The organism is Gemmobacter aquarius (assembly GCF_003060865.1).
Classification (GTDB): domain Bacteria; phylum Pseudomonadota; class Alphaproteobacteria; order Rhodobacterales; family Rhodobacteraceae; genus Paragemmobacter; species Paragemmobacter aquarius.
The window spans coordinates 3,119,625-3,133,431 of record NZ_CP028918.1 but is presented as its reverse complement, the minus strand read 5'-3'; the positions used below and the strand labels follow the sequence as shown (position 1 = coordinate 3,133,431).

Below are 13,807 nucleotides of genomic sequence, written 5' to 3'. Positions count from 1 at the left end.
GCGAAAGAGGGGTTTGGGGCTATTCCAATTACGTATGCCACCCTATCCAAAAGTATGTTAAGTTTTATACTTGGTCGGGCTAAGCATGGTGTAGGTTGTCATACCGATAGAAGACGGTATCCTTGATTGATCGACGCTGCCGAAAGGCTGTTTGGTTGGTGAGAGGCTTCCGCCAGCCAGGCAGGCGAGCGAACGGAATGGAGATGGCAGACAAATGTCTATGACGGGCGGGAACGGTAGCGGGAAGATCAAGATTCTCATAGCGGATGACCATGAGATGGTCCTCGATGTATTCGCAATGTATCTTTCGTCAGCCTCGGACATGGAGGTGACGACCGGAAAGACATTGGACGAGGCGCTGGAGCACATCACCGCCTCGGGGCCGTTCGATGTCGTGCTGCTCGATCTGAACATGCCCGGGATGAACGGGGTGTCTGGTCTGCGCCGCGCCATACGCATAAACGGCGGCAAGCCGGTGGCCATAATCACCGGCAACCCTACGCCGCGGATGCTGGACGAGATCATGAATGCCGGGTCGTCGGGGATCGTGCTGAAGACCACGGGCGTGCGGTCCTTGGCCAACGCCATCCGCTTCATGCACGCGGGCGAGCATTACATGCCGCTGGAACTGGTGCGCGAGCGCCACAATGCCGGACGGACGACGAAGAACGGGCGACTGTCCGACAAGGAGATGATGGTGCTGTCCTACCTTGCCGAGGGCAAGCAGAACAAGGAAATCGCCAACGACCTGAAACTGGCCGAGCCGACGATCAAGATGCATGTGACGAGCATCTGCAAGAAACTGTCGGCGACGAACCGCACGCAAGCGGTGATCGTGGCGCGGGATCTGGGGCTGATCTGACTTGTCGTCCTTTGGTTGAAACAGGCCCGCGCCGCTGCTGCGGGCCTTTTTCGTTCCGGGTCGGCTAAGCGAATTCTGGCGCAGAATTCGCGGCGTTTTCTGACGCAGAAAACGGGGTGCGCCGGTCGGGCGGGGCGCAAATCCTGCGTCAGGATTTGACGCGTTTTCTGCGTCAGAAAACGCCTAGGCCGCTTCGGGGCTGAGGGGCGGTTTCTTCGTGCGTTCGCGCAGCGAGATATAGATGGCGCAAGATATCAGGACCGCCACGCCGACAAAGGTCCAGCCATCGGGGAAATCGCCGAAGAACCACCATCCGGCAAAGGTCGCCATGATGATCTCGGTATACGCGAGGGGCGCGAGAAGCGATGCCTCGGCATGGTCGTAGGCGCGGACGATCAGGAAATGGCCCACGGTCGCGATCAGCCCGATGAGCAGCAAAAGCCCCCATTGCGACGGCGAAGGCGATTGCCAGACGAAAAGGGCAAAGGCGCTGGTAAGGGCCGTGCCGATCAGGCTGGTGTGGAAGGTGGTGATGACGGCATGGGTCTGGCCCGAGATCCGGCGCGTCATGAGGAAGTAGAGCGCAAGGCAGGTTCCGGCCCCGAGTGCAAGGAAGGTGCCGGGGTTTACCTCGGCAAAGCCGGGGCGGATGATGATCAGCGTACCGATGAAGCCGATGGCCACGGCGCTCCAGCGACGGGGGCCGACCTTTTCGCGAAGAACCAGCGGCGAGAGCGCGGTGACGACGAGCGGCTGCACGAAGAAGATCGCCAGCGCATCGGCGATGGGCAGGAATTTCAGGGCGAAGAAAAAGAAGAAGGTGGCGAGGATCAGGAGCCCCGCGCGCAGGGTGTGATACCATGGTCGGTCGGGAAGCAGGGCGGCGCTGCCGCCGATCCGCAGAACGAAGGGCAGGGTCAACAGGGCTCCGAACGCCATACGCGCCCAGACGATCTGGATGATCGGCATATCCTGCCGCCCGAGCGTCTTTGCCACCACGTCGAGGAACGGCAGGATCATCATGGCGAGAAGCATGAGCCCCACGCCGATGACGGGGCGGGGTTTGCGGCTGGGGGGCTGGGTCATTGGACGTCCGGTTCGGGTTTGCGCGACGCTAGGGTGTAAGGGCGGCGGTGCCAAGGGTGCGCAGCCAGTCGGCGGTCCGCCGGGCCGCCGATCCGGCGGGTAGCGGGCGTTCGGACCAAAGCCGCAGGTGGCGTGGCAAGGTGACGCCAAGGGCGAAGGGCGCAACCAGCGTGCCGCGTTTCAAGTGGCCCGCGACAAGGTCGGCATGGCCGACGAGGACACCTGCGCCATTCACGGTTTCCTCGACCGCGAGGGCGTAGAGCGAAAAGACCGGGCCACGCGGAACGAAGGTTTCCCCGGCCGCGCCAAGCCAGTGCGCCCAGTCGTCCGACCAGACCGCATCCGACAGGCAGGGAACGGTGGCAAGGTCGGCGGGGTGCTTCAGGCGCCGGGCAAGGGCGGGGGCACAGACCGGAAAGATGACGTCTTCGGAAAGCATGCCCTGCGGGTCGGCGCCGTAGAACAGCGACAGGTCATAGGGCGTGCGTTTGAGGTTCGGCGGATGTTCCAGCGCTGTGATCGAGATTTCGATGTCGGGCGCTGCCGCGCGCAGGGCAGGCAGGCGGGGCGAGAGCCAAAGTTGGGCGATGGCCGGAAGCGTCGCGATATGGACCCTGCGCGGGGCGGCGGCGCTGCGCAGGGATTGCGCGGCTTGGCCGAGCGCATCGAAGGCTTCGGTAAAGCCGGGAAGTGCCGTCTGGCCAAGGGCTGTCAGCCGTACGCCACGCGGCGTGCGCTGGAACAGCGTTGCGCCAAGGGTGGCCTCCAATGTTTTCACATGGGCCGTGATCGCGCCTGCCGTGACGCCAAGTTCGGCTGCGGCAAGGGCAAAGCTGCCCAGACGTGCCGCAGCCTCGAAGGCACGAAGCGCGGTGAGGGGCAGGTCTTTGGGGCGCGGCGGTGTGACGGGCAATGGAGCCTCATTTTTTCTAAGGCTAGAATTTCGCAAAACTGATTTGCGCGCAAGGCCGGGGTTTGTTTGGGTCGTGCCAGAGAATAAAGGCCAGACATCGAAGGAGCCACACCATGACAGCCCATCTGACGCGCCGTGACTGGGTACCTGCCGTCTGCGAAGACCTGATCGCCTCGGTCGCAGGTGCGGTGGCTGCCACTTCGGATGCGGTGGTGGATGCGCGGATCGAAGGTTTGATACAGGCGAACCTGTCGATCCATGATGACGAGTGTTTCAACCTGAATCCTGCGACCAATGTGATGAATCCGCGGGCCGAGGCGGCGCTGGGGCGCGGGTTGGGGTCGCGGCCTTCGCTTGGCTATCCGGGTGACAAGTACGAAATGGGGCTGGAGGCGATCGAGGAAATCGAGGTGATTGCCGCCGAACTGGCGGCCGAGGTTTTCGGGGCAAGCCATGCCGAGATACGGGTGGGTTCGGGGGCCTTGGCGAACCTTTACGGTTTCATGGCGCTGGCGAAGCCCGGCGATGCGATCATCGCGCCGCCGCCAGCGGTGGGCGGGCATGTCACGCACCATGCAGACGGCTGCGCGGGGCTTTACGGGCTGGTGACGCATTCGGCCCCCGTCGATGCCGACGGCTATACGGTGGACCTGACGGCGCTGCGCGATCTGGCGCTGCGGGTGCGGCCAAAGATCATCACCATCGGCGGGTCGCTGAACCTGTTTGCCCATCCGGTGCGCGAGGTGCGCGCGATTGCCGACGAGGTGGGGGCTTTCGTGCTGTTCGACGCCGCGCATCAATGCGGGATCATCGCAGGCGGTGTCTGGGCGAACCCGCTGGACGAGGGCGCGCATCTGATGACGATGAGCACCTATAAAAGCCTTGGCGGGCCAGCAGGCGGCTTGATCGTGACGCGCGAGGCCGCAATCGCGAAGCGGCTGGATGCGATAGCCTATCCGGGGATGACCGCGAACTTCGACGCGGGAAAGTCGGCGGCGCTGGCGATAACGCTTCTGGATTGGCGGGCGCATGGGCGGGCCTATGCACAGGCGATGGTCGATGTGTCGCGCGCTTTGGCGGCAGAGCTGGCAAAACTGGGTCTGCCGGTGTTCGGTGCAGATCGCGGGATGACGCAAAGCCACCAGTTCGCGATAGAGGCGGCCGGTTTCGGCGGCGGGCAGGCGGCTTCGAAGGCGCTTCGCAAGGCGGGGTTTCTGGCCTGCGGGATAGGTTTGCCGATTGCCCCTGTGGACGGTGATCTGAACGGTTTGCGGATCGGAACGCCCGAACTGGTGCGGCGGGGTGTGTCTGTTGCGCATACACCAGCCTTGGCCGCACTGATCGCCGAAGGGTTGCGCGGCAATGATCCGGCGGCCGTTGCGGCGCGGGTGCGCGACATGCGGGCGATGTTCCGGGGGCTGCATTTCATGCGGGGCCTGTAGGTCACGAAACCGTGTAATCCAAGGGCTTAACCCGGCAGGTCGATGCTTGCGCCGCACCGCTTGGCCTGCTGCCACGATCCATGGGCCGCATAACCTGTGGTTGCACGGCGCCCCTAGATGTGGCGTAGGGCGGGGGGGCTTTCGCATCCTTTGGTGTGGGTCGGTTAAGGAAAAAGTCAGTACGACTATCAGAAAGTCGTTGATTTACTGCAAGCCTTGAGGATTCTGTGCCGCAAGGGACGCGGCTTTGCCCCGACGGGGCAGGTTTCGGTGGGCGCATCGAGGCAACGTCCAGTGTGTGGTAAGGGGTAAAGATGGCATTGCGGACGACCCGCGCCCTGCAGAGGGTGCAAAGGTTCTGTTTGGCTGCCAGTGGCCGCGAGAAGGCACCCTTCCCATCGCATGACAATCCGTGGTCGCCCCAGCAGGGGCGGGCTTTACGCGAGACATCCATCGCCGCAGTTGCGGCGCGACCCAGTGACAGGAACGAGTGACATGACCCTTTTTGCAACCTACGGCGGCAGCGGCAACAATACGATCAACGGGTCCTCCTGGGCGGATACGATCTATGCCGGCGCCGGAAACGACACCGTAAACGCGGGGGCGGGTAACGACCTTGTCGATGGTGGCACCGGCAATGACCTGCTGCTTTACGGCTCGGGCCGGGACACGGTTTTCGGGGGCGATGGCGACGATGCGATCGACGACGCCGCTGGATATAACGCGACCAGCGGCGGCAGCGTGCTGGCCTTCGGCGGCGCGGGCAACGACGGGATTTCCGGCACGGCGGGCAATGACAGTCTGGACGGCGGCGCTGGCAACGACGTGTTGACGGGAGAGGGCGGCAATGACGATCTTTATGGCGGTGCCGGCAATGACCACGCGCAGGGCGACGAAGGCAACGATTTCATGGAAGGCGGCGCGGGCAGCGACACGTTGCTTGGTGGGACCGGAAACGACACGATCTATGGCGACGATGCGGCAGACAACAATCTGATCGTCAACGGCAGCTTCGAGGCCGGCGTGGCGGCTGGCGACATCCAGTTCAACCAGCAGACCGGCTGGTGCAGCGCTGCCGGATATTTCGAGACCTGGGGCAGCGGCAAGGAAGGCCGCATTGCGGCTGACGGCAACAACTTCCTAGAGATCGATACGGAACATGCAATCGACTCGATCTGGCAGGACGTGAAAACCGACCAAGGACAGACCTATACCCTGACCTTCAGCGCCGCCCAGCGCAACGGAGTTTGCGACGTCGTGATCGTCTTGTGGAACGGGTGCGAGATCGCTTGCGTGACCCCGTCGGGCAGCGGATGGCAGACCTTTACCCTGACTGTGACCGGAACCGGCGGAATGGACCGGCTGACATTCGCCGAGTCATTCTGGCAGAACAATACGCTGGGCGTGCTGCTCGATAATGTGCGGCTGGTCAATACGACGACCGGCACGGCGGACGGTGATGTCATCGGCGGTGGCGACGGTGACGACCTGATTTATGGCGAGGACGGCAACGACTCGATCTATGGCGACAATGGCAACGACCGCCAGTTCGGCGGGTCGGGACATGACCTTGTGCAGGGCGGTACCGGCAACGATACGCTGTTTGGCGGCATTGGAGACGACACGCTAGGCGGCGGCGACGGTCAGGATTCGCTGTTCGGCGAAGCCGGAAACGACTCGCTGGCTGGTGGCGCGGGCAATGACGTATTGGTCGGCGGCACCGGAAACGACCTGCTGAATGGCGATGACGGCAACGACAGCTTGTATGGCGAGGATGGCGAGGATGTCGCATCCGCGGGAGCGGGCGATGACGTCGTCGTGGGAGGCAACGGCAACGATACGCTGTCGGGTGGCGACGGTCAGGATTCGCTGTTCGGCGAAGCCGGAAACGACTCGCTGGCTGGTGGCGCGGGCAATGACGTATTGGTCGGCGGCACCGGAAACGACCAGCTTCAGGGCGATGACGGCAACGACAGCTTGCACGGCGAGGATGGCGAGGATGTCCTGTCAGCCGGTGCGGGCAACGACGGTCTTTCGGGCGCCAACGGCAACGATTCGCTGTTCGGCGGCGACGGTCAGGATTCGCTTTATGGCGAGGCCGGGAATGACCTGCTGGCTGGTGGCGCGGGCAATGACCTGCTGATCGGCGGCACCGGAAACGACCAGCTTCAGGGCGATGACGGCAACGACAGCTTGCACGGCGAGGATGGCGACGATGTCCTGTCAGCCGGTGCGGGCAACGACGGCCTTTCGGGCGCCAACGGCAACGATGCGCTGTTCGGCGGCGACGGTCAGGATTCGCTTTATGGCGAGGCCGGGAATGACCTGCTGACGGGCGGCGCGGGCAACGACATGTTGGTCGGGGGCGAAGGTCAGGACACGCTGTTTGGCGATAGCGGCAGTGACATATTAAGCGGTGAGGTCGGCAACGACACGATCTATGGCGGCGCGGACAATGACGTGATCGAGGGGCATGACGGCGCCGATCTGGTCTTTGGCGATGACGGCGACGATTACATCACCGGCTTCGATGTGGCGGGTATCACCGATCCGGCAAACCAGACGTTGACCCCGCCTGTCGGGTCGGACGACGGGGCCGCCGACACGCTGAATGGCGGGGCTGGCAATGACACGATCCTGGGCGGCGGTGGCAACGACAGCTTGACGGGGGGCGATGGCAACGACGTTCTGGTTGGTGGCACAGGGGCCGATACGCTGCTGGCCGGAGCCGGCGATGACCGGCTGATCCTGACTGCGGGCGACACAGCCGACGGTGGCGCAGGTGGTGACAGCTTCATCTTCAACCCTGCCATCACGACCGGCGGCGCGGCCGTCATCCTGGGTGGCGACGGGGCCGATACGCTGGATCTGACCAACGTCAACGGTGCGAGCGTCATCTTCAACCCGGCAGACGGCACCTCGGGAACGGGGCAATACACCACTGCGGACGGGGCGATTGTCACCTTTACCTTCAACAGCATCGAAACCGTGCTGCTGAACGACCGGCCGGTCAACGGAACCGCAGGCGATGACCTTATCGGAGCGGGCTATGTGGATGCCACGGGCAGCCAGATCGACGGCACCGACGGAGTGAACGACACGGTCAACGGGTTGTCGGGTGACGACGTCATCAATGCCGGCGCAGGCAATGACCGCGTGTTCGGCGGTGACGGGGACGACACCATCGTTCTGACTGGTGTGTTCGGCAATGACACCCTGTTCGGTGGCGATCTTGGCGAAACTGCCGGCGACACGCTGGATGCTTCGGGCCTCGGGCCGGTGACGATCACCTTTACCGGCACCGGGTCCGGTGTGCTGACTGCTGCGGGCGGCACTGCCGTGTTCTCCGGAATCGAAAACCTGCTGTTTGGTGTGGGCGATGCGATCGTCACCGCCACGGCGGGTGATGACACCATCAATGCAGGGTCGGGCGACGACATCATCCAGACCGGCAACGGGGCGGATTCCGTCGAAGGCGGGGATGGCAGCGATGTGATCGTTACGTCCGAACCGGGAATTGGCGGGCCTGACATCGGGATTGCCACTGTGCAGGTCGCCGATCCGTTCCAGTTCGACGATGCCGATTTCGTCAATGGCGGCGCCGGGAACGACACGATCCGGACAGGCGACGATTCCGATATCATCAATGGCGGAAGCGGGGACGACTCGATCGATGGCGGCATCGACTCGGATTTCATTTCGGGTGACGAAGGCAACGACACCATCATCGGTGGCGAGGGTCGCGATTTCATCTCGGGCGGTGACGGCGACGACCTGCTGGTGGGCGGTGCGGCAGACGGCAACGATCCCTTCGCGGCAGCCGACGACGATCTGAACACCCCCGATGCATCGACAGTCAACAACATCGACGAGCTTTTCGGGGGTGCCGGAAATGACACGCTGTTCGGTGGCGACGATGCCGACAACCTGTCGGGTGACGATGGCAACGATCTGCTGTTCGGCGGGCTGGATGCCGATACCCTGACCGGCGGCAGCGGACAGGATACGCTGTTCGGCGGTGACGGGGCGGATGTCTTCGTCTTTGTCGTAGGCGGACATATGGATATCGGCGACTTCGGCGCCGGGTCCGGCCTGATGGATAACTTCGACACCAGCGACAACGATCTTGTCGATCTGACGCTGTACTACAACGATCTGGACCAAGCCAAAGCCGATCTTGCGGATAACCAGTTGCTCGACCAATCGGTCGGTGATTTCACCGGAAGAGTTTCGATGGAGGGCGGGTCGATCAAACTCGTCGGCTTCACCGAGTCGATGCTGACCTATGACAACACTCTGTTGTTCTGAGGGCGTTTGACGCCAAGGCAAGGGCCGCAGGGAAACCTGCGGCCCTTTGCCGTTCAGCGACGGTTGCGGCGCGAGGGGTCTATCTTGTTGCCGCGCGGCCCCGTCAGGACGGGCGTGTTGTCGCGGTTTTCATCCGACAGCTTGCGCCAGCGGTCGAGGCGGGCCTGTTCCAGCGTTCCGGCCTTGATCGCGGCCTGCACCGCGCAGCCCGGTTCATGCGCGTGGGTGCAATCGCGAAAGCGACATAAGGGTGCGAGTTCGATGATCTCGGCGAACAGCACGTCGAGTCCGGCTGCCACGTCGCTGACGTGCAGCGTCCGCATGCCGGGGGTGTCGATGCACCAGCCACCGCCAGTAATGCGGTGGAGCGAGCGGGAGGTGGTGGTGTGGCGGCCCTTGTCGTCGGTTTCGCGGATGCCACCGGTGGCCTGCGCCCCGTCACCGTCGAGACCGGCGAGGGTGTTGAGCAGGGTGGATTTGCCGACGCCCGACGATCCGACCAACGCCACGGTCTGGCCCGGACCGCACCACGGAACCAGGGCTGTGGCGGCGTCGGGCGATTTGGCGTTCAGCGCCACGACCTGAAGGTCGCGTTGCAGGCTTGCGGCTTCGCGCAGGAATCGGTCTGGCGTGTCGGTCTGGTCGATCTTGGTCAGCACGATGACGGGCGTGGTTCCGGCCTCGTTGCAGAGTGCCAGATAACGTTCCAGGCGGGCGGGGTTGAAGTCATCGTTGCAGGAGGTGACGATGAACAGCGTATCGACGTTGGCGGCGATAAGTTGCTGGAATTTGGCGCCTTCGGTGCGACGCTGCAAAAGGCTGCGGCGGTCGAGGCGGCGTGTGACGAGGTAGGTTTCAGGCTCGATCAGAACCCAGTCGCCCACGGCGTAATCGGCGGTGTTCAGCTTGACCGGCAGCGAAAGCCGCACGCTGCCTGCGGTTGTGAAGGCCGAGATGCGGGCGCGGTGGACGGTGGCGATGCGGGCAGGAACCAATGCAGCGTCACCCGCATCGGTCTGGTCGGCGAAGAAAGCCGACCAGCCAAGGGAAGAAAGCAAGGGGTCATCCAGCGGTATCACAGGTCGTGCATGACGGCGGGGCAGTCGGGATGCAAGGATTATGTGCCTTCTGCCGCGTGGCCAAGAAAAAAGCCGACCGCCAGAGCCGAGGCGTCGGGGCCTTTGGGGTCGGTATAGCTGCCGGCTGGCGATCCGCCCGACCATGCGTGGCCTGTGCCCGAAATTTCCCAATGCTCGGTCTGCACGGTGCCATCCGGCGCGAAGGTCTGGCTGCGGGTGAAGAAGCGCCCGTTGGCCGTGCCCGTGGTGAAAAGCGGTTCTTCGGCGGTCTGGCGGGCAAGCGCCATGATCTGCGCGCTGTTGTCAGGGTGGACCGTGGTGTCGGCACTGCCGTGGAAGGTGATGGTCCGCACGGGGCGGTTGCCGCGCGCAGGGACGGTTGCATCGCCGCGCATGGCCGCAAAGGCCGAGACGACATCTGTGGCCGATCCAGCGGCGAGGCCCGAGTGGATGGCGGTGGCCGAAAACAGGTCTGGGTAGGTCTGGCCAAGGATCGCCGCCATTGCCCCGCCTGCGGAAAGGCCCGCCACGAAGATGCGGTCGGCAGGAACGGAAAATTCCGAGCAAAGGGCGCGGGCGATCGCGGCGAGAACCGCGGGTTCGCTACGGTCGCGCATCTGGTCGGCAGGGCGGAACCAGTTCCAGCAGGATTGTGCGTTGTCGCTGCGGGTCTGGGCGGGGTAGGCCAAAAGCAGCCCGTGCCGTTCCGCGTGGACGTTCATGGCGGTGCCAGCGGCGAAATCATCGGGGCTTTGGGTGCAGCCGTGCAGCATGAGGATGAGGCCCTGCGGCCCGTCAGGAAAAGCCGAGGGGACGTAAAGGCGGTAGTCGCGGCTTCCCTGCGGGGTTTCGAGACGGCGCCAGTCAAACCGGGCGCCTGCCGCAAGGTCGATAGCGGTTGTGGTGGCGCGGGCTTTGGGGCTGTCGGGCCGGTTCTTCGTCAGCCCTGAAATCACGTCGCCAAGCGGGCGGCGTTTCCGGTCTGGCTTTGCCGTGGCAAGTTCCGCTTCGTCGATCTGCGACGGATCGATCCGCGGTTTGCGGTTGCGCGGGGGGGCCGGACGCGGATGGGTCACCGGATCGGGCGTTGCGTCGAGCGCGGGCTGCGCGGTGAGGGTGGCCTGGATCAGGCGGGTGGCTTCTTGCGGTTTTCCGGCGCGCACAAGGTCGCGCGCACGGTTCATCGCCGTGGCGAAATCGTCAGGCATAGGGGCTCCATTCTGGGGGCGGTCACGCGTCTCGGCGGTCGCGCAGGGCTTTCAGCTTGCCCTCTATTTCGGGTTTCTCATCGTCTTCGGCGATGTCGAGCGCCGCCAGATGCTCGCCCGCTTCGGGCAAGAGTTCGTAGGCGATCAGGCATTCGAGAAACGCGTCTTCGGCTTCTTCCCCTGCGACGGTATCTGCGGCGTTGGTGCAGTGGATCAGGAAAAGCTCTGCCAGAGACTCGGCGGGGGCATCGGATGCTTCTGTCGCGTTCTGGAAATATTCGACAAGCTGCGCGGTACTTTCACGCGCGGCCCAGGTGTCACCCCCGCGCAGGGCTTCGAAACGGGCGAACCGGTCGGTCAAGGTCGGGTGGCGCAGGGCTTCCCACAGGGTGATGGCATCGCCCATGCTGTCGAGAAGATAGTCTTCGGCGTCGAGCGCCTCGGCGGTCAGATTGTCGGTGTCGGTCATCTGTGTCGCCCTTTTGATTCGGTGCAAGGCAGGGCCGTGCTTGGGTGTCGAACCGTTCGGAGGCCTGTTCTGTTCCGCATCGGCACTGCGCCATGACGTGAAAAACCCTATGTTTTTCCAAACTGGTCAGTCGGTTCCGGAATTCGTTGATCGTTCGGCTTGCCGCGTCGGCAGGTTCCGCTAACATTGTGCATGCGGCTGCATACCGATCTGTCCCGGAGAAGGACGCGCGGGCGGGCGCAAGCTGTGGGGGACCGACTATGAACGCATCCGATCCGATCAGCGCAGAATTGCTGAATCGCGCATTGAGCGCGGTCGAAGGCGCGCGCCACAAGCTGCCCGAAGATGCGCTGCGTATTCTGGCACAAGAGGTTCTGGAACGGGTCGCCCGCCAAAGCCCGCTGCAACCCGCCATTCCGGCACCCGCTTGCGAAATCGAGGCGCTGTGCACGGCGCTTTTGTCTGATGACCGTCAGGCCGCGTCCGATTTTGTGCTGCATGCACAGGCGCGGGGGATCGCGCAGGACGTGATCTGCCTGTCCTATCTTGCGGTGGCCGCGTCGCGGCTGGGAGAGATGTGGGATCAGGACCGCGTGTCCTTCTTGCAGGTCACGGTGGCCGTGGGGCGGATCTATGCGCTGATGCGAAGCCTGCGCCGCAACACGCCAGTGCCGCCCTTGATCGAAGCGCGGACGGCGACCTTTGTTTCGGTCCCCGGAGAGGACCACACGCTTGGTGTGGCGATGGCTGCCGAATTGCTGCGGACCAAGGGCTGGAACATTCATCTGCTGCTGGGGCTGGGCCATAACCGGCTGGTCGATGAACTGGCCGCCACGCAGCCCCGCCTTGTGGGAATTTCGGCAAGCGGCAAGCGGTCGCTTGCGTCGCTGACGCGGCTTTTGGTGGCGATCAAGCTGTCGATGCCCGCGTCGCGCATCCTTGTCTGCGGGCATATCGATCCGGAAGATATCGATATGATCGGAATCAGCGGGGCCGATAGCGTTGCCATCGGCTTCGAGGCGGCGGCGGCCGAGCTTGAGCGCATGTCGCATTTGCCTGTGGCCTGATCGCGCATCGTCACGGGACCGAGTGGGACTGAGCGGACAGGTGCGAAAGACTCCCGTTGCTTTTGCAGAACTGCTTGTCTAGCCATGCTGCAAAGCGGCGTAACAATCCTTGCGCCGGAATTTCGGGAGAGAGGATTCAAGAAATGACCAATGTGGTAATCGTTTCCGCAGCTCGGACGGCGGTTGGCAGTTTCAACGGGGCTTTTGCCGCGACACCGGCGCATGATCTGGGGGCTGCCGTGATCGAAGCCGTCGTGTCGCGCGCAGGCATCGACAAGGCCGAGGTCGAAGAGACGATCCTTGGTCAGGTCTTGACCGCAGGGCAAGGCCAGAACCCCGCGCGTCAGGCCCATATCAAGGCCGGTCTGCCGAAAGAGGCGAGCGCCTGGTCGCTGAACCAGGTGTGCGGCTCGGGCTTGCGGGCTGTGGCTTTGGCTGCACAGCATGTGCAACTGGGCGATGCAAAGATCATCATCGCCGGTGGTCAGGAAAGCATGTCGCTGTCGCCCCATGTCGCGCATCTGCGGGCTGGCCAGAAAATGGGCGATCTGAACTTTATCGATTCGATGATTCGTGATGGGCTGTGGGATGCGTTTTACGGCTATCACATGGGCCAGACCGCCGAGAACGTCGCAAACCAGTGGCAGATCTCGCGCGAGATGCAGGATGAATTCGCGCTGCAAAGCCAGCTGAAGGCCGAAGCCGCCCAGAAGGCGGGCAAGTTCAAGGACGAGATCGCCGCATTCGTGGTGAAGACCCGCAAGGGCGACATCGTGGTCGATGCCGACGAATACATCCGCCACGGCGCGACGCTTGAATCGATGCAGAAACTGCGCCCTGCCTTTGTCAAGGACGGGTCGGTGACGGCAGCCAATGCCAGCGGCCTGAACGATGGCGCGGCGGCAGTGATGGTGATGACCGCAGACGAAGCGACACGTCGGGGGCTGACGCCCTTGGCGCGGATCGCATCTTATGCGACCGCAGGTCTGGACCCGTCGATCATGGGGGTCGGCCCGATCCATGCCAGCCGCAAGGCGCTGGACAAGGCGGGCTGGAAGGTCGGCGACCTCGATCTGGTCGAAGCGAACGAGGCGTTTGCAGCGCAGGCCTGTGCGGTGAACAAGGACATGGGCTGGGATCCGTCGATCGTGAACGTGAACGGCGGCGCGATTGCGATTGGCCACCCGATCGGCGCTTCGGGTGCGCGCATCCTGAACACGCTTCTGCACGAGATGGGGCGCCGCGGGGCCAAAAAGGGCCTTGCGACCCTGTGCATCGGCGGCGGCATGGGTGTTGCAATGTGTCTGGAACGCGCCTGATTTTCTGCAGGCGCAATGCCGCAATTGCAAATGGGGCGCGCAATAATGTTGCGC

The 13,807-nt window shown here is 63.6% G+C and carries 10 protein-coding genes; 5 read left to right on the top strand and 5 right to left on the bottom strand.

Annotated elements, in window-relative coordinates; genetic code table 11:
* The first annotated feature begins 277 nt into the window (after positions 1-277).
* Positions 278-862 carry a response regulator transcription factor gene (locus tag HYN69_RS15105; protein WP_230426436.1) on the top strand — a complete coding sequence of 195 codons (585 nt, stop codon included), beginning with the start codon at positions 278-280 and terminating at the stop codon, positions 860-862.
* 183 nt (positions 863-1,045) lie between these two features.
* On the opposite strand, the gene HYN69_RS15100 is transcribed toward HYN69_RS15105, so the two are convergent.
* Entirely contained in the window at positions 1,046-1,948 is a 903-nt protein-coding gene (locus tag HYN69_RS15100) for a DMT family transporter (RefSeq protein ID WP_108436465.1), read from the bottom strand.
* Between the two features lie 28 nt (positions 1,949-1,976).
* Entirely contained in the window at positions 1,977-2,861 is an 885-nt protein-coding gene (locus HYN69_RS15095) for a LysR family transcriptional regulator (protein WP_108436464.1), read from the bottom strand.
* Between the two features lie 113 nt (positions 2,862-2,974).
* Between HYN69_RS15095 and HYN69_RS15090 the strand changes: the two genes are divergently transcribed.
* Positions 2,975-4,303 (top strand): serine hydroxymethyltransferase, encoded by a 1,329-nt coding sequence (locus tag HYN69_RS15090; RefSeq protein WP_108436463.1) that lies wholly within the window; start codon positions 2,975-2,977, stop codon positions 4,301-4,303.
* Positions 4,304-4,798: 495 nt separating this feature from the next.
* Complete coding sequence (locus tag HYN69_RS15085) at positions 4,799-8,611, top strand: beta strand repeat-containing protein (RefSeq protein ID WP_159082493.1); 3,813 nt, start codon at positions 4,799-4,801, stop codon at positions 8,609-8,611.
* 53 nt (positions 8,612-8,664) lie between these two features.
* Here the strand turns inward: HYN69_RS15085 and rsgA are convergent, their stop codons facing one another.
* Genes rsgA through HYN69_RS15070 form a run of 3 tightly spaced genes read right to left on the bottom strand, consistent with a single transcriptional unit; the run spans position 8,665 to position 11,367 of the window.
* Positions 8,665-9,669 (bottom strand): ribosome small subunit-dependent GTPase A, encoded by a 1,005-nt coding sequence (rsgA, locus tag HYN69_RS15080; RefSeq protein WP_230426435.1) that lies wholly within the window; start codon positions 9,667-9,669, stop codon positions 8,665-8,667.
* A gap of 59 nt (positions 9,670-9,728) precedes the next feature.
* Positions 9,729-10,898 carry an extracellular catalytic domain type 1 short-chain-length polyhydroxyalkanoate depolymerase gene (locus HYN69_RS15075; protein ID WP_108436460.1) on the bottom strand — a complete coding sequence of 390 codons (1,170 nt, stop codon included), beginning with the start codon at positions 10,896-10,898 and terminating at the stop codon, positions 9,729-9,731.
* A 22-nt stretch (positions 10,899-10,920) separates the two neighbouring features.
* Positions 10,921-11,367, bottom strand: coding sequence for a hypothetical protein (locus HYN69_RS15070; RefSeq protein WP_108436459.1), 447 nt, complete (start codon positions 11,365-11,367; stop codon positions 10,921-10,923).
* A 260-nt stretch (positions 11,368-11,627) separates the two neighbouring features.
* Between HYN69_RS15070 and HYN69_RS15065 the strand changes: the two genes are divergently transcribed.
* Complete coding sequence (locus HYN69_RS15065; protein ID WP_108436458.1) at positions 11,628-12,434, top strand: cobalamin B12-binding domain-containing protein; 807 nt, start codon at positions 11,628-11,630, stop codon at positions 12,432-12,434.
* A 143-nt stretch (positions 12,435-12,577) separates the two neighbouring features.
* Positions 12,578-13,753 (top strand): acetyl-CoA C-acetyltransferase, encoded by a 1,176-nt coding sequence (locus HYN69_RS15060; protein ID WP_108436457.1) that lies wholly within the window; start codon positions 12,578-12,580, stop codon positions 13,751-13,753.
* Positions 13,754-13,807: the final 54 nt, after the last annotated feature.

Bases quoted from the DNA above. Each gene is read 5' to 3' on its own strand.
- HYN69_RS15105 (WP_230426436.1), top strand. From the start codon at position 278: ATGGTCCTCGATGTATTCGCAATGTATCTTTCGTCAGCCTCGGACATG.
- HYN69_RS15100 (WP_108436465.1), bottom strand. From the start codon at position 1,948: ATGACCCAGCCCCCCAGCCGCAAACCCCGCCCCGTCATCGGCGTGGGG.
- HYN69_RS15090 (WP_108436463.1), top strand. From the start codon at position 2,975: ATGACAGCCCATCTGACGCGCCGTGACTGGGTACCTGCCGTCTGCGAA.
- HYN69_RS15085 (WP_159082493.1), top strand. From the start codon at position 4,799: ATGACCCTTTTTGCAACCTACGGCGGCAGCGGCAACAATACGATCAAC.
- HYN69_RS15075 (WP_108436460.1), bottom strand. From the start codon at position 10,898: ATGCCTGACGATTTCGCCACGGCGATGAACCGTGCGCGCGACCTTGTG.
- HYN69_RS15070 (WP_108436459.1), bottom strand. From the start codon at position 11,367: ATGACCGACACCGACAATCTGACCGCCGAGGCGCTCGACGCCGAAGAC.
- HYN69_RS15065 (WP_108436458.1), top strand. From the start codon at position 11,628: ATGAACGCATCCGATCCGATCAGCGCAGAATTGCTGAATCGCGCATTG.
- HYN69_RS15060 (WP_108436457.1), top strand. From the start codon at position 12,578: ATGACCAATGTGGTAATCGTTTCCGCAGCTCGGACGGCGGTTGGCAGT.